Origin of the sequence: Clostridium sp. CF012, from assembly GCF_018861755.1 — a bacterium.
Taxonomy (GTDB): domain Bacteria; phylum Bacillota; class Clostridia; order Clostridiales; family Clostridiaceae; genus Clostridium_AD.
Genome location: NZ_JAHLEF010000008.1, coordinates 45,624 through 68,579, shown reverse-complemented (window position 1 = coordinate 68,579; position 22,956 = coordinate 45,624). Strand labels below are relative to the sequence as shown.

Below are 22,956 nucleotides of genomic sequence, written 5' to 3'. Positions count from 1 at the left end.
AAGGTGGACAGAATTGTAGTAAATAATTTTAATGGCTTAACCTTTCAGTACACCTTTTTATGAAGCCTAATATTCCTATTGTGATTATAACCGATATTACTAAAATAGTAATAATGTAAAGTACACCTAATAAAGGTATGAAGATAAATATAAATGAACAAACTGCCGCAATCTGAATGAGCTTATATTGATTCCATTTCTCTTCGGACTCTAATACTAAATCAGATTGTTCTTGATTTTTAGCCATATCTTTAATTCCCATAAATAAATTATACACAACTAATAAACTCAGCACAAAGGAAGCAATAGCTATTGGTATACTGAATATCCCGAGTAACCCTAAATTAATACCACCACTTTGTGCCGGAGCTTCATATATCGTAAATATGGACAATACTATCATGGGAATATTGTATTTTGCAGCTATGTTAAAATAATTACTACTTGAAATAAGTTGGCTAAATCCGGATGCAAAGAATAAATAACCCACTATATTAGGTAAAATATCAAATCCTTGAATCCTAAAACTCAGCATTATAAATAGAAATCCCCAATACAATTTATTAAATCCACTTTCATTCATACTGTTACCCCCTAATATTATTGTTTGTTAGGCTAGTCTGTGATATTCAGAATTTATACCCATGGTATTATCATATGTCTCTTCTACTTTTTTAGTAACATTTTCCCTCCGTTTTTATAAGCGTTTATTCATTCCAGTCATGTTTAAGCATTGAATAGATAAGTTGATCATATTTATCTTCATTAACCCAATAATGCTCTCTTAGCCTTCCATCCAATTTAAAACCAAATTTCTCTAGAAGTTTCATAGATGGTATATTATTTGATGATGTTGTTGCATATATTTTATTTAGATTTAATTCATTATCTGTAAAAGATTTCTCTATAAATTGTGCTAACAGAATAATTCCCAAGCCTTTTTTCCTATTGCAACCTGGCAAATAGTATCCAAATTCAGCGCTGTGGTTTCTTGAGTTAAAATCAAATAGTGTAATTTTCCCTAACGGTTTATTAACATCTTCTTTTTTGATTAATATGTAGGTCTTTAGTTTTTCTTCAGAGAGTGACTTTAATGTTTTATATGCGTATTCATCAAATGATTGTGGCAATTTTAGAGGACGACAAGTATATTGTTCAAAGTGACTTTCTTCGATGTTCCAACTGAAAAGATCTCTTAGATGATCTTCTGTTAATGAGATTAATGCATAACCATCATTAAATTCTAAAAATCTATTATTCATAATTTCTCCTTAACTTTTACTCAATAATTTTTACATAGCGATATTCTTTTAATTTTTTTCCAATAGTAATTTCTTTAACAGTACCGTCATGATTAAATCCTATTTTTTCATAAAATTTTCGCGCAGGTGTGTTTTCTTCAAGAACCCAAAGAGTAATTTTTTTATAATTTCTATTTCTTAATTCATTTAATCCCCAGTATATTAATTTAGAACCTATACCTTTATTAAAATACTCTGGTAATAAATATATACCCCATATTTCACCATAAGAATTATCCTTATCCTCATCTCTACATTTACCAATACATATTAGCCCTACCCCTATATTCTCTTTAAAGATTATAGCATCTTCCTCCCAACCTTCTGATAATGCCTTTTCAAAATATCTTTGTCTTTTTTCTGAAGACATATTATTTAATATATCTTCAGGAACAATACCTTTATAGGCTACTTTCCACGATTTTGAATGAATTTCTCCTAATATTCTAGCATCATCTACATTTGCATAATGAATTTTATACATATACTTACTCCTTTTTGCTATGCATTCTACATATTTAACGTCTACTTAAATTAAGAACTACTATAAAAACATTACTTTCTTTTTAAGATATAGTTTCCAATATAAAAACCATAGCGTTCATAAAAAGGCAATGCTTCATCGTTTGAATATGCTACACCAATTTGAATATTTGTTATTCCATTTAACTCAAACCAACTCAAAGAACTCTCCATAAGTTTTCCACCTAAGCGAAATTTACGATATTGATCTTCGATAAAGATAGATTCTATTTCTCCTAAATTATCTTCAATTGAACTTAAACAATATCCTACATAATTCTCAGTTTCACTATTCCAAAGCATATCTATCTTTATAGTACCAGTTTGTGCTTTTTCATAAATAGACTTTACTCTTTTATCAAAGGTGAATTTTTCGAATTTACTTTTAAAATAAATTGATTTTTTAAAGTGGACACAATTAAGTTGCTCCCACAATGGCTTTATAAGTTCAATTTCTTTTATACTTTTTTCAACTATGCAAATATTCATAAATCCCTCCAAATTAAATATATACTGCCTTCAGAATAAATAAAAACTTTCAAACTTTCATATTAAAATTTAAACGTATTTTCTACGACATTGGGTAAAACACTATAAATAGATTTGCCAATCCTTTCTTCAAAAAAATTCTTTATTTCAAAGATCGCCTTCCATTTTTCAATAGTGTACTCATTTACTCCGTGTCTCATAGCAACATCTAGCATTCTTTTTTCCATTAAACAATATCCTGTAGGTAAAGCTAATGCGTCACATAACTGAATTAATTTATCATACGCTGTAAAATCAATCTTATCCAAATATTCTTTAACAAATTTGTATTCCTTATCTGAACAATCCCATTTTCCAAATACAGCATCAATGTTTTTATAAGAGAAAGAATGAGAAATACAAATTCTCGCTAATAAATCATACCCTTTCTCCATTGAAAAGTTATACCCATCTATACTATGCCTCATACTCGTTACGCCATATCGTCTCCCAATATCATGTAACATCCCTAATGATAATGCAATATTCCTATCTAACTCCTTATCTTCTTTAGCGATTAATTCTGCTGCTTTGCCTACAAACAGGGAATGTTCTACCCAAGGGCCTGGATTCAATTTGCTTCCTTCATCTAAAATCAACTTTGCTTCTTCTATGGTAGGTACACCTAAATTTATTTTTCTCATTTTACCCTCCTCAACTTTCTTAAAAAAATTTTATATTGAATTTTTCTGAAGCTCCCAATAAATCAATTCCTGGTCTCTATTTGTTTCTTTCATTCCCACCTTTTCTAATACATGTATAGATGCCAAATTATTTATTAAACAATCTGCTTTAATTACATCTACATTCCTTTGAGAAAAAGCCCAATCTAAAATTTTACATAATGCCTCTGTTGCAAATCCCTTACCGCTTTCTTTCTCTACTAAACCATAGCCTACTTCAATCTCCTTTTTTTCATTAGGTTGTCCTTTAAATCCAATGTCTCCTATTATTTTCATAGTATCTTTTTTTACAATCATCCAACATTCAAATCCAGTTGGAATGATTGATTTTTCTAAAGAACTCTTAATAATGTGTAAAATATCCTTAGTATCTTCTGTTGGCCAATCACTCTCCGTATTTAGTCCGAGTTTTTCAACGACCGTAGTATTCTCTTCCATAAGGGATTTGGTTATATCTAAAGACATTGGTATTAATATTAATCTCTCTGTATTTAAATTACTTACACTTATTATATCTGGCCATTTTTCACTTACTTTATCTTCACCTTTATAATAATCCACCTTTTGATTATTTTGGTACACTTCGTGATATGGTAAAATATTTATTTTTCCTGAATCAGGATATTCACAGACATCTAAGCCAACATTAGTACCTATATCTATGAACATACATGGTTCCTCTGTATGATTATAAAGTTGATGGGCACCTTCTGGTCCAATTTCAAAAAATACAATATCACCTTTATTTAATTCCACAAATTCATTTGGTGTTCGAAGTGTAGCTTTTCCAGATAAAATTACAAATATCTCTTCAGAATTTCTGTGAAAATGATATGGGTAAGAGTATTTGCCCGCATCAAGGGATCTTACATCAAACTGTAGATGTTTTGACTTAACTATTTCTGACAACTTCTGACTCGTATGCCATGAGAATTCTGGAATTGGTGATTGCCTGAGTTCAAAGGGTATGTTTTTTTCATTGAATATCTGCGCCATTTAAATGCTCCTTCTTTTTAGTTATTAATATAACAATACCTCTTGCTAATACCATCTTTATTTGATTTTTTCGTCATATTTCTTTGTTACTTTCATTTCTTTTTCAACTAATTCTTTTATAGTTATATGCCAAAGGTTTTTTTCTAAATCTGCGATTCTTTCAACCTCTCTAATAAGAGTAGGCTTGCTATCAATATATTTATACTCATAATCATAGTATGTGCCTGCATTTCCTTTAACATTTGATTTGATTAATTTGCTCTCAGAATCAAATATAGGAGAAGTGATTTTTTCCAGGTCATTATTTTTTATGAATTTTGATGTTGCTTTATCCCAAAGCCAATAATAGTATGGTACATTCCCCGTAGCTGGGAGAAATTGTTGTATTCTAATATCCTTATACCCATCAAAGTTCATATCTTCAATTACTATACCTAATTGATTACCATCTGGAGTACTTGTATCGCTGAATACTAATTCTTGCAATTTTTCTTTGTTTTTTACCTCATTGTATACTTCAATCTTGTTTGCGCTGTATAAATTATCCTTTTTCTGCCCATATACTTTAAATGTGTACTCAGGAAATGATGGATGGATTTTATCCTTTAAAACAATAAATGGTTCTATGGATGATTTAGTAGGTTTTTGAGATGTTGGCTCCGTAGATATATTTTTCTTTACATCTACATTCTCATTATTGGCAGGTTGAGTCTTGGGCTGTGTCACTTGATTTTGTGGATTTGTGTTTTTATTGCAACTTGAACAGAATATCGCAATTAGAACACAGGATAGCACAATAGAAATCCTACTATTTATTTTCATATATAATCTCTCCTTGAATTTTGATCAAAATTTGTTACCTGCCTTTGCCAAGAATACTGTTTACACTTTCTAATATAAACTCCATTTTCTATAACTCCAATATCCCATATAGTTTTGCATAATTTCCTTAAACGATTATCCCCTCACCATCGCTTACAGTATAAATACTTACATTGTTCTTAAGGGCGTACTTTTGCTACCTATATTTCAATAACCACTCCTGTTTTTAACTCATTTAAATTGTTCATGGTATTACATAGATAACTATAAGCTTGTTCACCGGTGCAATGGCAAGTATAATATTTGTTTACATTACTGCTAATTAGATTGGCTGAAAGCTCGTTTAAAAAAACTTTGGAATCTGAATTATTAACATTCATTCTCATTAAATGAAATCCACCAATTACTGCGGCTAAATCACTACCTATAATATCTTTTGCTCTTTCAATTATATTAATAATACCTTTGTGAGCACAACCACAGAATAGACTGTTTTTGTTATTTTCATTAATCAATAGACTAATTTCATGGTCAAAATCATCTTTTTTTATGGAGTTGTTACTAAACTCTTTTAATAACTTATCATTACCTTTAGGAAGCAGCTTATTCCCTTTAATATCACCAAATAAAGTAAGCTCATCATCTATTTTCATCATTCCATCTACAAACACAAACCTATTATTATTGATTAATTCTTTCTTCAAACCTATATCATACTTAATAAACCCAAATACTTTTATAAGGTGATTATCAAATGCGCCCTTCCCAATGTAAATCTTTGCTTTACTATTGAGGTTTAAAAATGTTTCTAGTCCGCCACCATGATCATAATGCCCATGTGATATAACTGCTATGTCTATATCTTCTAAGTTCACACCTAACTTACTAGCATTATAGGAAAATGTTTGATCCGTACCAGTATCGAATAATATCTTATGATTAGCTGTTTCTATATACAACGATAAACCATGCTTACTTTTATATTCTTTTGAGATAGTTCTGTTTTCAAACAATGTTATAACTTTCATAGATATCCCCCTCTGATTAAATACTTTGTAAAAAGTTCGGACCTGTCCCTTCTAATTAATAACTTTACGCTAATGAGAATTTTCTTATTTCATTTAGTTCATCTTCATTGAACAAACCTAATTTATATAAATACAAATATTCTTCAGATACCCCACTATTAAATAGCAATAAATCATCTGTGTTTATTGTAATGCGTAGCCCTTTATCAAATAATTTTCTAGCAGGATAGCTATTCATATTTTTAACAGCTCCTAATATATAATTACTGCTTGGACAAATATTCAATCTAATATTCCTTTCTTTTATAAGGTCCATTACATATTCATTTGAAGACACTCCTATACCATGCTGAATTTCATCTATACCTAATATCTCTATAGCTTTTTTTACATTTCCAGCTCCTTGAAATTCTCCAGCATGGGCTTTAAGCTTAAGGCCTTTAATTTTGGCATATTTGTAATATTCTTGGAATCTTTCGAAGTCATCTCTACTTTCATCTCCATATAAATCTATGGCTTTAAACACTCCGCTATCTATACAAGGTATTAACATTTCATTTAAATCCTTTTTAGATATACTCTTAGACATCCCAACCTCAAGTCTAAAGTCTATTGATTTATTATATTTATCTCTAATATTAAGTATTGTGTTAAAAAACTTATCATTATTAGTAAAATACATTAGATTATGACAATCTATACTGGACTCTAAAACTTTTACTCCGTCTTCTATAGCTTCCTTTACAGTTTCTTCTATTAAAAATGCTATATCCTCTTCCTTACTAATAAATTTAATGGTTTCATTAAAAATATAGTTATCTATCCCTATAATTCCATCTATCTTTTTAGGCGGTTCACTAACATAACCACCGGCCCATTTATTAAAAGTTGAAAACCTCATACCTAATCCACAATGATTATGTACGTCCACTTTAGATACCTTTCTTAATTTAAGCAGGTTACCTTCTCTTAATCCTTCCTTAAATAATGTATCTTCTATTTTATTCATTTCCTGAACCAGTCATAACCAATATTTTCTTGTACCAACATGGATATAATTTAAAATCCCCTGGGTAAATTACTGAACAATCTCTCATCTTTATTTTCCTCCTCGTGAATAATAAAATATAATTGTTTAAATATCGCGTATATGCAAGTAGTAGGAGAGTGTTATAATACAAAATGGTAGTAAATTTTCAGTTATAACATTTTCTTTATGTAGCAACCATCCGCCAACTGCAGCTGTTGATGAATCTACATATTAATTACACTTATCTTACACCTGCCAATAGCATGCCGTTCTACAAACTCATCAGAGACGGTGATTACAAGAGACTTCTTGCAACAACTCTTGCCATTGAAGCATCTGCTTTTATTTTTAAAGGAAAAGCTATAACTTCAAAATTTTTATTACCCAATAATTTATCAAGATTAGTTAGATTCTCAATTATACATATTTTATTTCCTAAAAGAAATTTATGAATTTCAAAAGGATATCTATCTGGTGATGGCATATCTATACCTATCATTTTAATATTTTTCTTTAATAAGAACTTACATAAATCCATGTCTAAGAGAGGATGCTCTTCATAATACTCAGGCATACCATAAAACTTATCTAATCCTGTATAAAGTAGCACTATACTGTTTTCTTTTATTAATTCTTCATATGCTGGTTTCATTTTTATTATAGGCTGATTTCTTACATCTATGATGCAACCAGTAGCAATAAATGATTCCAAAGAAAACTCAGATATGTACTTATTGCTTTCAGTTAAATGCATAGGTGAATCTATATGGGTACCAGTATGCATGCTGATTTCCAACCTAAAATTATTGTGGCCGTTTACACTTAGATACTTATTTTGAAATAAGTTTGTTGTAATATCTCCTGGATAAATAGGCATGTCATCCGCAATTATATGTGTTAAATCTATTAATTGTTCCAAAGTATCACTCCATTCTTTTTATAAAAAAACTTAATTTTGCATATAACATATTATGTTTAAAACCCTTTACTTAAACCAATATAAAATTTCTTTAACAACTTCATCAGGTTTTTCCCAATGAAGCATATGACCCGCTCCCTCAATTCTCTTTATCTTTGAACCTGTTTTACTTTTAAATTTTTCAACCAAAATTTCTCTGATTTCATTCATAGATTCTGGTAACGTACTTTGCAACAAATTGATTGAACTTGGTAACTTGTTATAAATAGAATCAGGCGGATAATGATACATTGACCTTATAGCACCTATTGCAGTGCCACTATTTGCATGGTATTTATATTTACCATCTTCTACTCTTATTAAATCTCTTGAGGCCTCTTCTAATAAACAAGACCATCTAATATAGTTATTCTTTTCTACATCAATATGCTCTTGCAAAGTATCAAAACAATATTCATCAAAGTCCTTAATATAATAATCTATCTCATTTTGTAAAGAAGCTTTCATTCCTGGCCTTAATGCATTGTAAGCGTACATATCTGTCTTTATATAATATCCACCATCTATCAGCATAACCTTAATCACTCTTGATGGGTATGTATATATATAATGAAGTGCAATGTCTGCACCCCAAGAATGAGCCAATATATAAAATTTATCTTTTGTTATGTTAGAAACAATCTTATCAATCCATTTAATCATATTAGGCATCTCATAATCTTCTTCTCTTAAAAATTGAGGCGTTTTCCCATGGCCTGGTAAATCTATGGATATAATCTGATATTCATTCTGCAATAAATGTCCTAACTCTATAAAACTGAGACTTGTACTACCTAACCCATGGAAACATATAATTGTTGGATTTTCTGCATTTCCCCACTCATGTATTCTTGCCTTAAGCCCTTCTTTATTTATATAAACCTCTTTCATATTTGTCTCCTTCAATACAAATTAATAGTCTAATCTCATTATATGTTCACTACTAAATACCTGTCCATTAAAATCAAAACCAAAGCTCTTATAGAATTTTCAGTTGCTTTCTTCTATAACTTCATTTATTGCTTTAATAACAATTTCAGGATTAGTACGATAAATTGAATGCTTAGAATCTTTGACCTCTATAAACTTTCCCTTTGAAGAGTTTTTTGCTTCTTCCCTTACTAAACTATTCCATAGGGTTTCAACCTTAATAGCCTCATCTTTTGGAATTCCCATATCAACATTCCACTTAACTGCTAACTCCATATCTCTCCCTAATACTTTTAATGGAACATCTAATGTCTTTAAACATATTTTTATTTCTTGTCCGCTCTGTGACATTAATTGAAGTTCTGATGCCATAGCCGAGTACATATTTGGATTAATTTGAAACTTTAAGATGTTTTTCTTTATCTCTTCTGTATAAGCCATTTGTTCTGGTAAAAGTTTAGGCGAAATGAGAGCCTCTAGTTGTACTTCATTCTTAACTGATAATACTTTCCAATTTTCTACAATTGTATTTTTAGAAAATGTTTTGCTAAAGATTGGAAGTCCATTTTTAAGCTCATCCATTTTATACTCATCAACAGAGTTTGAATCAACTAAAACTATGCCCAGAACTCTTTCCAGTTTCAATAACAACTATTGGCATTCCGGTACCATGAATTGTAACTTCCAATTTTTTTGTACCTATATCAACTAATTTTTCTATCATACATTTACACCTCTCAGTTAAATAGTTTATTGTAATTGCGCCGTGATTACCTATTACAACTAAAATAGAAAAAATCATCATCTCTTATTATGACTTCTCTAAAATCATATTTCTTTACAAGCTCATATAAAGTATCATCACTAGGAATTGCTTCTCTTCCCAGATTAAATCCTATTCTTTTATGATGTTCTTTTAATTCGTTTCGAGTTTTTGAATGTACTATTGCAAAAATGCCTCCAATTTTTAAATGCTTTCTAGCATTTGAAAATACTGTATTTAAGCTTTCGAAGTGTGGTATGCTATTAAATATTAAAATATAATCAAAGGTTTCTTCTAAGTGCATATCTTTATCAAAATCATCACATATAGCTTTTGCATCAGGATATAGATGCTGTAATTCTTTCAACATATTTTCTGATATATCTAAGGCCACATAATTACTTAATCTTATATTCTTTAAAACTGTATATAAAACTCCTGTTCCTGATGCTACATCGAGTACAGAATGTCCTTCAGATATCCCTAAAATATTTATAGCTTTATTTATAATTCTACCTTTTTCGTCAGGTATTTCTTTCCATTTTTCATATGTATTGTTGAAGTATTCTCTTTGACTTTCAATAGTCATATTTATTCTCCTTCTAGTGTCTTAAAGGTTACAATCCTACCCTATAATTAGATTATAAGTTATATTTTTACACATAGCCACTAAAAAAATACCATCTAGTAAATGCCGACGGTATTTTTGGGGGATCTCCACAACTATTTATCACTAAACCTGCTTGTCCAGATGTTTTATGCTCTAAAGTCCAACTTAAATTTTTACACCAACTTTAAAAGTTCGTCAAAACTATAAATAACATAATCTTATTCTTTAACCTCTTCAAAACCATACCTTGCACAAATAAAAGGTATACCAAAAAATCTTGCTGCTTTTAAGTCTCTTTCAGTACTATCTCTTATCATAATTTCACCCTTCATACATTTAAACCTCTATCCAGTATCTTTGTGTTATTTCTCCCTCTTCAAGCACTTCATTTTCTAGAACTCCGCCATTTTTTATAATCGTTTTAGCTGAACCTTCATTATTTTTATCACAAGTAATCAGAACCTTATCAATTCCAAGTTCCTTTGCTATAGGTAAAGCCATAGATAACATCAATGATGCATATCCTTTTTTTCGTTCTGAGGGACGAACGCCATACCCAATATGCCCACCAAAATTAAATAAATAGTCATTTAGATAATGTCTAATATTTACTGCTCCAATAATTTTCTTACTTTCTTGAACTAAAAAGTATGTGTGTGCAGGAACAAAACCAGTATTTACAGTTTCAATTTTATAGGTATGCTGCAACCAAGTTTTATAATCCATTTCTAATAATCTTGCAGCATATGGGACAATTTCTTCACCATCTTTTTCCCAATCATTGATAAAATCAAAATATTGGTCTTCCATTTCACTAGTAGCTCTTAATAATTCCAATTTCATATTTATTCCCCCATTATTTTTGCATATTTTCTAAATATACTATATATACATTATTTTCTATTAAGGAATTCTCTTAAGACACATTTTGAGAATGTATCAAACGTTTTGAATTATACTAACACCCTATTTCATTATCTATTAATTTCTGCAATCTTCCAAAGCTTAATTCTTCACCACAAACATTTGCTTTTAAAAATCCTTTAGTTAAATCTTCAACTGTTGATTCAAGCAAAATAAAGAATTGATTCATTGCAAATTCTTTTTTTATATCATTTTCATTTTCTCCAAACACTCCGTTTATAAATCCTTCAATCATTTGATCCATACCCCACAATTTTAAATGTAATAATTCGTGAACTACTAACTCTTCAAGATTTGTAGATTTTGGATTATTATTAATTAGCATGACTGCTTTTTTGTCATCTCTATCAATTTTTATATCTCCAGATTTTCTCCATTCTTTATCTACAATTTGTAGTTTTATATCCCAGTCCCTTAATCTTAAAATATCTTTCCACTTAGTTATTAATTCTTCTAATTTGTTAATATTTACTGACACATAAATCCCCCTTTTCTTCAATAGGAATTTTTGATTTGTTTATTAACTTCTACTTCTTCCTAACCTATACATTAAATTTAGGTAATAATATACACTTCAATACATAACTTGTCTCCTTGACTGTCACAACGAACTACAAGGCTATGTTAGTAGATGCTTCAATAGTTTTTAATCCTTGAGGTTGAATAACAAAACTAAACCTAAGAAGTATTCTTTTGAATATATGTTTCAAAGAATCTAATTATTGCCTTTTGCCCTGTAATGTTTTAGATAATTATATGTCTCGTATTAATGTGGTGAGTATTAACTTTCTTTTGGCGTTGCTTAAACTATGGTATACTTCATCTGGCTTATAATCAGCTATTATAAAGCTGTTGTCAATATCCAATAGATTTGCTAAAGACATATTAAAAGTATAATGGCTTACCGATTTTTCTCCTGATATATTAATTATTCCTTTAAAATCGCTATATGTAAGCTCAACAATAGCATCTGCCAAATCTTGTACGTGAACAAAGCTTGCATACACATTAGCTGTTCTAGAATATGTTTCACCTGTTTTTGAAATTTGCAGTAATTTTTCCATTCTCAAATCCATTTGGTTATCATAATCGTAACCGTATATATTCCCAGGCCTCACAATAACATGATTAGAATGCTTACCGACTATACTTTCTCCTTTAATCTTGCCATTAATATATTTTGATAAATGCTCATCAGGCATACGTACATGAGGACTTACTTGCTCAACTTGCTGTTTTCCTTTTCCAACTGTAGTGGAAACATAAATTAAGCGTATATCTTGAGAAATGCTATTAACAATCTCATTTATCCCTATTAATGCTAAAGACATTTCTTCTTCAAAGTCATAAATACTCATAATAATTACGTCAGGTTTGCACTCAAGTAATTTCTTTATATCTAAGCTATTTAATAAGTTAATTTTTAAAAAATTCTGATTATTTGATTTACAACAAGTTCCATAAATATCATCATTACTACACATCTTTAGTTTTTTATATATTGTATTTCCCAAATACCCACTTGCTCCAATAACCATTACTTTCATAATTGTCTTCCTTTCCTAGCTATCTTTTATGCTAAAACAACCTTGAATGAATTGTTTTAGCTCGTCTCCAAAATAACCCGCTATAGTAACTCCGGTACTAATATGCTAATGTTCATTTACCTCTATATATTGCTGTCTTTAATTCATTAATATATTCTTTTTTATCTGGCATATCTGTTAATTCGGCTTGTTCAATAGCTAAATCTATGTCATATGGTACTCTAACAAGAGATATTGCAAAGGATGATTTATATTTATCATTCAGCTTTCCTTCAATTATTCCATAAGAAGCCTGGGGGATTTCAAGTGGATTACCAACGCTTCCAACATTAAAAATAGTTTTTCCATCGAAATTATCAATATGAGCACCATGTATATCCCCATATCCAACTACGTCTGCGTCAGTATTAAGAGTTGGTGTTGCTGCAAACAATTTCATCCGTTCACTTTGCTTCGTTGAAAGGTAAACTCTATGAAAAAGATCGTTTGGGGAAGCATGACATAGTCTTAATAGTTTTCCACTTATATAAAACTCTTTATATATTGGTAGCTGTTTCATATATTTTAATCGTTCAACTCCTAATTTGGTCTGATGCCACATTAGAACTTCATTATCATTTATTTCAGTCATATAATAATCCCAATTGCCTTTAATTACTACTTCACAATGTTCTCTAATTTTATCTACTGCTTCTGCTGAACTAGGTCCTTTTCCAGCTAAATCTCCAAGACAAAATATTTTCTTAATATTTCTATCATTAATATCTGCTAATACAGCTTCTAATGCTGGCATATTTCCATGAATATCGGATATTATTGCAATTCTTTCCATACAAATCTCCTCGTTTTTTATTTCACTATTTTGCTTCTGATCCCCAGCATAATACACTCTTCTTAATTCTTCATATCTAATAAATAACTAGGTAAGCCTAATGACTGTAAAACATTTAGAGTAACTTGTTTTATTGACTTTTCTATATCTATGATATCTAGATCATTATAAACTGGTTGATGTGCATCAATTAAGGAAACTTTGGATGACCCTAAACGAACTTTCAAATAATCAATACTTGGTTGTACATTTTCTACGTAAAACTGGTATCTTTTCTCTAAACTATCTTTTTTATCATCAAATCTTTTTCTTACTAAAGCCCTTTTAATCATTTCATCTTTGGATATTGATAAATGTATTACCTTTATAATTGGAATATTAAACTCAGCAAAAATGTTTAATAGCTCTTCTGCTGCTTTGATTGTTCGTGGATACCCATCTAGAATAAATATTTCTTTCTGAAACTCTTCTGAGTCTTCAAATGTAGCATTTATAATATTTACCGTCCATTCATCAGGGACTAATAAGCCTTCTATAACACAAAACTCTAACCAATCCAATTGACTTATTGTTTCTCTACCCCCGTAGAATGCTATTAATTCACTTTTATATTTTATAGCTTTTGAGATATTTTCTACTCTGTTTTCGGCTTCTTCAAATACTGATATTCTATCACTAATGTTGTAAGCAGTAGCAAGTCTGTCCCTAAAGTTTTCATTTTCACGTGCTTTTCTTATTGTCCTACGTAAAATATCCCCCATTGAGAGATGTCTTTCCTTTGGTATTGATAAAAAACTGCTCAGTTCCTTAGCTATTTCACCTTTACCACAACTTGATGGACCTGTAAGTAAAATTGCCCCGCAACCTTCTGCTACTACTCTTTGAACAATAATTTTTATATTACCATCTAATATCGAATTATTACCCATTTAGAAACCTCCCCAAAATTAATGTTCAATTCTTCTGGCAAAGCCCTGCTTTGAAAAGGGTTTACCTAATTTTCCGTTTTGCCGACGTTCCAGAGCCCTAGCAGGATTCGCTTAGTATAGCTATGAGCATTATCCGCAATGGAAGAATAACCTATATATAAATTATAAACCATAAATTTACACATTGCTATATAAAAAGAGCTTACAAGGCAAGGCAGACGTCAAGATTTTGTAATAGGATTTGGTGGAAAGTCATCAAAATTAAGGCTAAAATTCAATATACAGAAGTCTCATTTTACTAATGTATCCACAACCTTATACTGTGTTTCTAGAATTATAATACCAACATCCTGGTAAAGGCTTAAATCATTTTTCATAACATATATCCTTTATACTATTTGTTCTTGAAGAACTACAGTTCCACTTAAAATTAGTTATACTATAAGACCATTATTACTCATTAACTCTTACAAGCCAGTCGTTAATTAATGAATTAAATATTTTTTCCTGTTCTATCTGCAAACTATGTCCTGCTCCATCAAGTATAGCGAAAGTTGCTCTCGGATAGTTTTCCAATATATTCCACGCATCCTTATAGCCAACACAATCGTCTTGTTTTCCTAACAATATAAGAGTAGGTTTATCAACTTTTTTATTTATCTTATCTACATCGAATGAGAGTGCATATCCATTTTGTTGAAGCCTCTGTAAAAATGTATTATCTGCAATTTCAACGCCAGTCATTATTTCATTTTTATTTCTTTCATAGATTTTTTCACTTTGAACCACGAACCCAGAATTAAAATCTTCAGCATCCTCTGTTGTCAATTTAGATAATAACTTATCGTCTTTTACTAAAACAACATGCTCTTCAACACTTCGTTTTTCATAATCTGGTATAATAAGTGGACAAATTAATAAAACACCGTCTATTCTATTCGCCATTTTGTGAATTAAGCCTCTTGAAAGATATCCGCCATATGACTGACCTACAAGTAGGAAATTTTCATTTGGGATGATTTTTTCAATAAAACTAATTATAATATCAAGCATATCATCAGAGCTCGTAATCCACTCTGCACCCTCTGATTTCCCCATACCTGGCAAGTCGAGATATATCCTTTTATAACCCACTTTAGATTTAAAAATAGGTTCCATACATCCAGTCATTAATCTGTGGTCTACATAATAACCATGTAGCATAACAATTGGTTTTCCATTACCTATCATTTCATAGTTTATAGATATATTTTTCATCTTACATTGCATTATTTTCCCTCCTTTTAACTGGTAATTTGGCACTATATAATGCTCCTTTTGTGATGTACTTGAATACTAATCATAAGTTCCTCCACTTATCAAACTATAAAATCTTATTCTACAATTTTTGAATTTCAATTAAAGCCATCATGTTATGTTTAGCCAATATTATCTTTAGCAACTATCCTAAACCAATTATTTCTGATACTTTTCTAAACAAGACTTGCATATGCAAGCTTTACCCCTTTTGTCATTAGGAATCAAATCTAATATATACTTTGGGAATTTAACTGTATCGCACCAACATCCACCTTGCCCATGTTGACAATTATTATCTTGTCCACAAAGCGGACATGTTTTTTTTTCTTCTTTAATACTCATTACTATTCCTCCTTCAACCTTTTTCACTATCTTTTATTAACCATATAATTATATAGTTAATACATATTTAATATCAATATAAAACTGATATTTGATTTGTTTTTAACAATGTTATTTTATTGCTTCTGACATGAATTTTGTGACATACATTTTAAGGCCCCAAAAGCAAAGTTCCTAAAGTCCAATATAAAAAAGGTAGTGCTATTAATATAGCATTGAAAATAATGCTCCATTTCGCAAGTTTATTACGTATAATTACCATTGATAAAACACCAAATACAAGGCCGATTGGACAGATTATAGGTGTTAACATTAAAGGCATGCCTTCTAATTTTTGATATGGAGTTATTTTAAAGAACCAATTTAATATGAAGATAAAATTAATTAATGGTATTGTAAAAGAAATAACACTTAATATATTTCCAATATTTTTAATGGAATATTTATTTTTCATCTTCCGCGACTCCTCCTAGTTTTATTATCAGTATAATTTATCATAACACCTACACCTCTTCTAATATAAATAATCTTTTTCGAACGTAATTATATTAATATGCTCTAATAATTTTATATTCTACTGTACTTACTCATGAATTTGCACTAACCTTTCCTGTTGTCGACGATCACCCCCTTAGAGCGACTGCACTAACACTGTTAAATGTGCCTTGGTAATTGTTTTACTACTAACCTATATATAGATTATAAGTCATAAATTTACACATTGCTACATAAAAATAGTTTGAATTTAAAGTTGCTTTTGATGAACAGTTATTGTCTTAATTGATATATTTGGATTATTGACTTTATTTTTCCTGTGTGTTATATTTAAATCGTAAGTAATAAGTAATAAGTAATAAGTAATGTGTAATATATGGTAATAAAAAATTACTTATCATTTAACTCTTTGGATCGGGAGGAATCATTGTTATGGAACTTAGTTTTTCTCAAAACTTTACTCTTATAGCGCTCAATGCCCAAGATAGTCTTCATTTAACTACCGCAAAGAAAGTATCTTTGCGGTGTATGGCTGCTGCAGCGATCTTTGAATTGTATTTAGACCATGGATTTACCATGAAAGAGGATGTACTCACTTTCGCCAAAAAAGATTTAGAACATTATTCAATTACTTTGTATCAAGAAACTGTTTTAAAGGCTATTTTAGGTAGAAAAGAAAATTTAAGCGATACCCTTCCACATTACCTCGCCCACGTTACCAAATTATCGAATAAACAATTGAAAAAGATTGAGCTCATTTTTGCAGATTCTCTTAAAGGGACTGATGCATTGGAAGAAATTCCGAATTTGCTAGGATGTGATTTGGAGTTTATGACAGCGGGTATTTCAATGAAGGAATACCGCAGCAATGCAGAATTATTTACCAGAGTAACAGAAAATCTTCGTGCTGAAATTTTAGAAGATGGTAATATGACTGACGAAACCATTCTTATGTTTTGGCTGTTGAGGGAAAGTGGTTGTCTTTATGACATTTTCTCCAAAGAGGAGTTTAAACGGGTAGTCACCAGAATGAATGAAATATTTGAATGTAACTACTTGGCAAAACAGGTATTTCCTATTAATATTCATAAATCCATAGAAATGTTAGTAAAGAATTTTTTAACATTTAAGAAGCAGGTTATGTCTACGCCTACAGGCACAGGTGTCAATTTTATTTTTCCGGTTTTTCAACGTTCACAATCCGTTTTTATTGATACGGAAGCGCTTTTCTCCAATAAGGAACAACGCTTAATTGATGTATTGGCGCGTCTGAAGCAAAATGGCCATACATTTACCGTGATACGTGAAGGAGAAGCACCTCTTATCAAAATAGATAATTTTCTTTATGAAGCCATACCCACTGCCAAGCAGTATAGGTTTCCTGTTCAAGGTGTACGGTTAAGGAAATACCTACTATATTAATGATAGGGAGGAATTAATATGTCCCGTCAGCGTACCATGGAAAAAATACTAGCATCCGAATATGTGTCCATTGGGGAACTAGTACGGATAACTGGATGCCGTTATAGCACTCTGAAATTCTATACAGAAGAAGGTATGCTTCCCTTTGAACAGGAAGAAGAAAACCTGACACGTCGGTTTTCCAGAGAAAAAGCAATAACCAAAATCGAAGAAATACAAGATTTCAAAAAAAGGGGACTTAGTATTCTGGAAATAAAAAACGTTTTGTCGCTGCCACAGAAATAAAGCTAGCATTTCGGCACGAATTGAAAAAAATCACATTAGTTTTATACTCAACTCATTCCCCCGCCTAGCTCTTAGCTAGGCGGGGGGATGAGTTTCAGATTCGAATTCTATTCTACTTATTCGCTTGCTTAAAACCTTCAGCTGCAAGTATGTTATACATTACATCAAATCATCCTATTTTAAATAAAACTATTTTTGTGTTATAAGTAATCTACATCGAATTACTCAAATAATATATTTCTAATTTCTTTAAAATCTTCGATATAATAATCTGCAAATTCTTTTATAGTGTTATGTTCTTCTTTGTCCCTTTTTAATAAATATCCTGTAAATATAGTCTTTATTCCTAATCGCTTTGCACCTTTCAATTCATCAGAACCACCATCTCCAATAAACATGCAATTTTCTGGATTAACATTCATTTTCTTTAATGCAATTTCGTAGATTTCAGTTTGTGGTTTTAAATATCCAACTTCATATGAAAATATTGTTTCATCGAATAAATTATTTAGAGGAGATTTTTGCCAATGCATTACATCAATTATGTCTGCATTACTAAGTAAACATAATCTCATCCCCATCTTCTTTATATCTATAAGAACATCAATAATTGTTAAATCTACATCAATTAATGATTTTTTAAATCTCTCTTCTCTTAACTTTAGAATTTCTTTTTTATCACAATCATTAACCTTCATTTTCATTTTCCGAATAATACTTTCAATTATCTTCTGAGGACTCTTTTCCTTTCCTGTCGCTATTTTTGCATACAATTCACAGTCTTCTGAATATTTTTCCCATTGTGTTTTTGTTATTCTTAGTACATCATTTTCATTTCTCAAATCACTATACATTGGTGTTACCAATGTATAGAACAAGTCGAAAAATACAACATTTATATCATTATTCATATTAAATCCTCGCTTTGTTTATTTATTGTTTCATAATTGCATGTGATTTAAATATCTTACCTCATCCATAAATCCAGTGATTTGTTATTTAACGCCAACGTTTCCTTTAACACTGGTAATTCATTTCCTGCTTGAAAATACCCTCTTTCATGTACCGCTAAATTTATTTCCTTATACACAAAATCTGCACAAGTATATTAAAATAGTGAATAGTCAAAGAATAATATTCTATTCAATTATTGTTTTGTCTTCACCAACTATAAGCAGGGCTTGTCTATCTGTTAAAGGCATGATTGAATACTTAGTCTTTTGCCTTGCTTCCTTTATTAGCTCACTTTGTTCTTCAGAATAATGGGGTACGACTACTATGTTAGTAATGTTTAATCCGTTAAAATCACTTATACTAATATCATTTGAATCTGAATAGTCAGGTATATTAATATTGGGCCCCGCTAGCAAACTTCCAGCGCTTACTCCTACATATAAAATTCCACGCTGTATTAGCTTAGTTAATACAGTTTCGAATTTTGCTTCTCTAATTTTATAAAGTAGATAGAAAGTATTGCCTCCACAGACATACACTACACTTATTTCATTTAATGTTACATCAGAAATGGTGGAATCTAAATTATATATTATTATATTTTCTTCTTTTATTCCAACTGCTAAAAGTTCCTCCTTTGACTTTTCTACATAATATAACTCCTCTTCTGTTCTTGATGCAGTTGGAATAAATAAAATTTTATTAATTGATGGATTATTATTAATCAACTTTAAGAACTCTTTTCCTATTTTAGGATTTTCAAACCCTGCTGAAGTTAATAGCAATTTGCACATTGATACCACTCTCCTTATATTAATATATAGTGCTAATATTTTAGAATACTATATCTATATCCGATTAAACTTACGTAAAGACAATAAAGCCTCAAGAGTTAGGATTCCCGTCCATTCAATTTTAGCAATTTCCCATGATTCTAAATAGCTATCCCACTGCCATGATGGCAGTATCTTACCATCGTCTTCAAGTTTATCTAATAAATAATCTAAGTTCTGATCAATAAATTTACGCTTTATTCCAAAAGAGTTCATAGAATCAATGTTAATAAATTTTAACGGTGTGGGTACATAATTTATCCACACAGATTGGGTTAAGTTAACCAATTGAGAAACAGCTAATTTTAGTGTATCTACTATTTGGCTAGAAACTTCTTCGTCTAGAGCATTATACATATGAATATAACAAAATATCTCATGTTCTGAGTTAAATTCTGTACGTTTATTCAAATTTGCTATAGCATAGCTTTTTAGTGAATAAATATCTAGGTTATTAAGATATTCTTTATACTTATAAAGATAGCCTATTAATTCAGCAGTAGGATTTCCCCATGAATAATCAATAACTGTCATATTTATATCATTTCTAAATTCCCACCAAGGTGCATGAGGATAGCTATTAACATTACTTGGAACGCTATACCAACCATTTCTATTAGTATCAAAAGTTGACTCAAGATATTCAATAGCTTTTGCTATCATAGTTTGCGCCTTATCACTATTATCTAGCTTACTCAAATATCTTAAGCCAATGGATGTTGCCATGGGTGAAGACTCTATAAGTTTAAAATCCGGTTCGATACCTCTACCAAATCCTCCATCTAAGTTTTGAAATGTTCCTAATGAATCTAATATATCATCAGCACTTGAATCATTAAAATAATAATTGAATATAGATCTTTCTAATGGTCTAGCTTCTGTATTCATAAAGTTATTTATTTGATTTAAAAGATTTTTCGATATTTTTTTCATATTCAAATCTCCCTTCCTTGACCTCAACTAAAAAAAATAATGATTAATATTATAATTAAAATACGATTTTGTGTTTACTATGTACAAAATTCAATAATTTCTGCATATGCAATTTCAGCTTGATTTCTAATTGTGCTTATAATCATACCGTGACTTACCACTATTACCTTTTTATACTTTGTATATTTTTTTAAAACGCTATCTATTCTTTTTTTCATACTTTCTGCTGTTTCCCATACTTTAAGTTCATCTTTTGGCGGTGTTCCATTATATAAATCAAAATCCTTACATAAATCAAAACAATCTTGAGAAGTTTTATGTTGGAAGTTAATAATATCTGGCACCCATTCGTGTAAATCTATATCAACCTCTAAATCTATTCCTAATTCTTTTGATAAAATCGCAGCAGTTTGTAATGCTCTTGTATAAGGTGATGAAACAATTATTTCGCAATTTTTAAGTCTACTATCATTAGCTGTTTTTTTCACTCCCTCAATTCCATTTTTAGTTAATGGTGCTAAATCTCTTCCATGTCCAATAAACTTTCTCTCATCAACTGGTTTATATGTTGGCTCTCCGTGCCTAACTAAATAAAAAGTTGTCATTTTATTCCCCCAATTTTTTTTTATAATCAGCTTATAACATTCGTTAACTATCCCCACATTACTCTTTGATTTTATTAGTAAAATATGAGACCTCTAAACTTTTTTCCTTATTTAATTTTGCAATAGTACAGATGAGTTTCATATTCTAAAACCACATTTCCATTATTACTATTATACTTATCAAATAAATCTTGTAACTCTGATATCATAGGTTGAAAATTAGGATTACTTTCATTTGGAATGTAAGAAAATGATGCTAGTTCTCCCTTTAATCTATCAAAATCAGCTAATTGAGGATTATTAAAAACTTTTTTATGTATGGTTCTATAATCAAAAAACTTTGGCATAATGTCACCATTTGACTCACTAGTATAGTTTTCTCCATATCTTTCTATAAGTTCTAGATACTCTTGCATAAATCCATCTGATTTTACATTTCTAATATTCCATAATAAAACAACTACACCATTAGGTCTAAGTATTTTTAAAAACTCTTCCTTTGTTGGTTTTGGATCGAACCAGTGAAAGGCCTGTGCAGCAATAATAATATCAACTGATTCAGATTTTAACTTAGTATTCTCAGAAGATCCATCAATAGAGTGAAAGTTATCATAAGTTTCGAGTAAATGTTCTGCTACTTGTCTCATATCTTCGTTTGGTTCCACAGCATACACAGTATTTCCATTATCTAAAAATGTTTTAGTACAAATTCCTGTGCCTGATCCTATATCAGCGATGACTGAGGTTTTGCTAAGCCCAGTAAATTCAATTAAATAACTTATTATTTCATTAGGATAACCTGGTCTATATTTAGCATAATTGTTAGTTCTACTGCTAAATCTTTTCTTAGGGTTTAATTCTTCCAAATTCATATTTAATACCTCCATATAAATTAACTTCACATAACGTTCTCAAATATATCTTATAATTCTTTCTTGAAAACTTCTGTATCTATTCCAAGTTCATCTTTTGTTTTACATATATATTTCCAGCCTAGTTTTCTATAATAAGCTGCTGTATGCTCTGTTCTCAAATATAAATCTTTAAATCCTAATTTCTTTGTAAGCAATTCTAATTCATTCATTAGTTTCTCCGCTATTCCCCTTGCCCTATATATATCCTTAACATAAAGTGCACCTAGCCATGGAGTCAATTGCATTGTTTTCAAATCATTCTGAAATAATGTTATAGTTCCAAGACAAATATTATCTTCAACAGCTATTAATGTAATGGGTGTAGAATCTTTTCTACGATTATGTAAAGCTCGAATTACGTAATCTAAATCTATATCATTTCTAATGTTCTGAACAAATTCTTTATATAACCAACCAGCTACCTCATTAATAAATTCTTTATTATCAATTAAATGTACAATTTCCACAGTT

At 30.1% G+C, this 22,956-nt stretch carries 30 protein-coding genes; 2 read left to right on the top strand and 28 right to left on the bottom strand.

What is annotated here, in order from left to right:
• Positions 1-28: 28 nt before the first annotated feature.
• The 21 genes from KPL50_RS09845 to KPL50_RS09745 form a co-directional block, all read right to left on the bottom strand.
• Positions 29-583 carry a hypothetical protein gene (locus KPL50_RS09845; RefSeq protein ID WP_216298290.1) on the bottom strand — a complete coding sequence of 185 codons (555 nt, stop codon included), beginning with the start codon at positions 581-583 and terminating at the stop codon, positions 29-31.
• A 124-nt stretch (positions 584-707) separates the two neighbouring features.
• Entirely contained in the window at positions 708-1,262 is a 555-nt protein-coding gene (locus tag KPL50_RS09840; RefSeq protein WP_216298289.1) for a GNAT family N-acetyltransferase, read from the bottom strand.
• Positions 1,263-1,278: 16 nt separating this feature from the next.
• Complete coding sequence (locus KPL50_RS09835; RefSeq protein ID WP_164955279.1) at positions 1,279-1,785, bottom strand: GNAT family N-acetyltransferase; 507 nt, start codon at positions 1,783-1,785, stop codon at positions 1,279-1,281.
• Between the two features lie 71 nt (positions 1,786-1,856).
• Positions 1,857-2,312, bottom strand: a complete 456-nt coding sequence (locus KPL50_RS09830; RefSeq protein WP_216298288.1) for a GNAT family N-acetyltransferase — start codon at positions 2,310-2,312, stop codon at positions 1,857-1,859.
• A gap of 62 nt (positions 2,313-2,374) precedes the next feature.
• A complete protein-coding gene (locus KPL50_RS09825) occupies positions 2,375-2,995 on the bottom strand; it encodes an HD domain-containing protein (RefSeq protein WP_216298287.1) in 621 nt (206 codons plus the stop codon).
• A gap of 30 nt (positions 2,996-3,025) precedes the next feature.
• Positions 3,026-4,030, bottom strand: coding sequence for a GNAT family N-acetyltransferase (locus tag KPL50_RS09820; RefSeq protein WP_216298286.1), 1,005 nt, complete (start codon positions 4,028-4,030; stop codon positions 3,026-3,028).
• A gap of 57 nt (positions 4,031-4,087) precedes the next feature.
• The gene (locus KPL50_RS09815) at positions 4,088-4,852 is read right to left on the bottom strand and encodes an XAC2610-related protein (protein ID WP_216298285.1); all 765 of its coding nucleotides are present in this window, start codon (positions 4,850-4,852) and stop codon (positions 4,088-4,090) included.
• Positions 4,853-5,052: 200 nt separating this feature from the next.
• Entirely contained in the window at positions 5,053-5,880 is an 828-nt protein-coding gene (locus tag KPL50_RS09810) for an MBL fold metallo-hydrolase (protein WP_216298284.1), read from the bottom strand.
• A gap of 64 nt (positions 5,881-5,944) precedes the next feature.
• A complete protein-coding gene (locus KPL50_RS09805) occupies positions 5,945-6,889 on the bottom strand; it encodes a hypothetical protein (RefSeq protein ID WP_216298283.1) in 945 nt (314 codons plus the stop codon).
• Between the two features lie 316 nt (positions 6,890-7,205).
• Positions 7,206-7,829 (bottom strand): cyclase family protein, encoded by a 624-nt coding sequence (locus KPL50_RS09800; RefSeq protein WP_216298282.1) that lies wholly within the window; start codon positions 7,827-7,829, stop codon positions 7,206-7,208.
• A gap of 66 nt (positions 7,830-7,895) precedes the next feature.
• Positions 7,896-8,759, bottom strand: a complete 864-nt coding sequence (locus KPL50_RS09795; protein WP_216298281.1) for an alpha/beta fold hydrolase — start codon at positions 8,757-8,759, stop codon at positions 7,896-7,898.
• Between the two features lie 99 nt (positions 8,760-8,858).
• Positions 8,859-9,443 (bottom strand): hypothetical protein, encoded by a 585-nt coding sequence (locus KPL50_RS09790; RefSeq protein ID WP_216298280.1) that lies wholly within the window; start codon positions 9,441-9,443, stop codon positions 8,859-8,861.
• A gap of 125 nt (positions 9,444-9,568) precedes the next feature.
• Positions 9,569-10,150 (bottom strand): class I SAM-dependent methyltransferase, encoded by a 582-nt coding sequence (locus KPL50_RS09785; RefSeq protein ID WP_216298279.1) that lies wholly within the window; start codon positions 10,148-10,150, stop codon positions 9,569-9,571.
• Between the two features lie 357 nt (positions 10,151-10,507).
• Positions 10,508-11,014, bottom strand: a complete 507-nt coding sequence (locus KPL50_RS09780) for a GNAT family N-acetyltransferase (protein ID WP_216298278.1) — start codon at positions 11,012-11,014, stop codon at positions 10,508-10,510.
• Positions 11,015-11,129: 115 nt separating this feature from the next.
• Positions 11,130-11,573 (bottom strand): hypothetical protein, encoded by a 444-nt coding sequence (locus KPL50_RS09775; RefSeq protein WP_216298277.1) that lies wholly within the window; start codon positions 11,571-11,573, stop codon positions 11,130-11,132.
• A gap of 274 nt (positions 11,574-11,847) precedes the next feature.
• Positions 11,848-12,642, bottom strand: a complete 795-nt coding sequence (locus tag KPL50_RS09770; protein ID WP_216298276.1) for an NAD-dependent epimerase/dehydratase family protein — start codon at positions 12,640-12,642, stop codon at positions 11,848-11,850.
• A 112-nt stretch (positions 12,643-12,754) separates the two neighbouring features.
• On the bottom strand, positions 12,755-13,474 hold the full coding sequence (locus tag KPL50_RS09765) for a metallophosphoesterase (protein WP_216298275.1): 720 nt from the start codon (positions 13,472-13,474) through the stop codon (positions 12,755-12,757).
• Between the two features lie 62 nt (positions 13,475-13,536).
• Positions 13,537-14,403, bottom strand: a complete 867-nt coding sequence (locus KPL50_RS09760) for a nucleoside monophosphate kinase (RefSeq protein WP_216298274.1) — start codon at positions 14,401-14,403, stop codon at positions 13,537-13,539.
• A gap of 453 nt (positions 14,404-14,856) precedes the next feature.
• The gene (locus KPL50_RS09755) at positions 14,857-15,672 is read right to left on the bottom strand and encodes an alpha/beta fold hydrolase (protein WP_216298273.1); all 816 of its coding nucleotides are present in this window, start codon (positions 15,670-15,672) and stop codon (positions 14,857-14,859) included.
• Between the two features lie 186 nt (positions 15,673-15,858).
• Positions 15,859-16,044 (bottom strand): cysteine-rich CWC family protein, encoded by a 186-nt coding sequence (locus KPL50_RS09750; protein ID WP_216298272.1) that lies wholly within the window; start codon positions 16,042-16,044, stop codon positions 15,859-15,861.
• A 151-nt stretch (positions 16,045-16,195) separates the two neighbouring features.
• The gene (locus tag KPL50_RS09745; protein WP_216298271.1) at positions 16,196-16,498 is read right to left on the bottom strand and encodes a hypothetical protein; all 303 of its coding nucleotides are present in this window, start codon (positions 16,496-16,498) and stop codon (positions 16,196-16,198) included.
• 473 nt (positions 16,499-16,971) lie between these two features.
• Here KPL50_RS09745 and KPL50_RS09740 point away from each other — a divergent pair, with 473 nt between their 5' ends.
• A complete protein-coding gene (locus KPL50_RS09740; RefSeq protein ID WP_216298270.1) occupies positions 16,972-17,961 on the top strand; it encodes a hypothetical protein in 990 nt (329 codons plus the stop codon).
• 18 nt (positions 17,962-17,979) lie between these two features.
• A complete protein-coding gene (locus KPL50_RS09735) occupies positions 17,980-18,246 on the top strand; it encodes a helix-turn-helix domain-containing protein (RefSeq protein ID WP_216298269.1) in 267 nt (88 codons plus the stop codon).
• Between the two features lie 221 nt (positions 18,247-18,467).
• Here the strand turns inward: KPL50_RS09735 and KPL50_RS09730 are convergent, their stop codons facing one another.
• The 7 genes from KPL50_RS09730 to KPL50_RS26970 all read right to left on the bottom strand — a co-directional run bounded on the left by KPL50_RS09730 (position 18,468) and on the right by KPL50_RS26970 (position 22,952).
• A complete protein-coding gene (locus tag KPL50_RS09730; RefSeq protein WP_216298268.1) occupies positions 18,468-19,157 on the bottom strand; it encodes an HAD family hydrolase in 690 nt (229 codons plus the stop codon).
• Between the two features lie 56 nt (positions 19,158-19,213).
• A complete protein-coding gene (locus KPL50_RS27440) occupies positions 19,214-19,336 on the bottom strand; it encodes a hypothetical protein (RefSeq protein ID WP_290443219.1) in 123 nt (40 codons plus the stop codon).
• Positions 19,337-19,385: 49 nt separating this feature from the next.
• On the bottom strand, positions 19,386-19,994 hold the full coding sequence (locus KPL50_RS09725; RefSeq protein WP_216298267.1) for a Type 1 glutamine amidotransferase-like domain-containing protein: 609 nt from the start codon (positions 19,992-19,994) through the stop codon (positions 19,386-19,388).
• 54 nt (positions 19,995-20,048) lie between these two features.
• Positions 20,049-20,966 (bottom strand): hypothetical protein, encoded by a 918-nt coding sequence (locus tag KPL50_RS09720; protein ID WP_216298266.1) that lies wholly within the window; start codon positions 20,964-20,966, stop codon positions 20,049-20,051.
• 77 nt (positions 20,967-21,043) lie between these two features.
• Positions 21,044-21,571 (bottom strand): histidine phosphatase family protein, encoded by a 528-nt coding sequence (locus tag KPL50_RS09715; protein WP_216298265.1) that lies wholly within the window; start codon positions 21,569-21,571, stop codon positions 21,044-21,046.
• A gap of 107 nt (positions 21,572-21,678) precedes the next feature.
• Positions 21,679-22,443 (bottom strand): class I SAM-dependent methyltransferase, encoded by a 765-nt coding sequence (locus tag KPL50_RS09710; protein WP_216298264.1) that lies wholly within the window; start codon positions 22,441-22,443, stop codon positions 21,679-21,681.
• 50 nt (positions 22,444-22,493) lie between these two features.
• Positions 22,494-22,952, bottom strand: coding sequence for a GNAT family N-acetyltransferase (locus tag KPL50_RS26970; protein ID WP_216298263.1), 459 nt, complete (start codon positions 22,950-22,952; stop codon positions 22,494-22,496).
• Between the last annotated feature and the right edge of the window lie 4 nt (positions 22,953-22,956).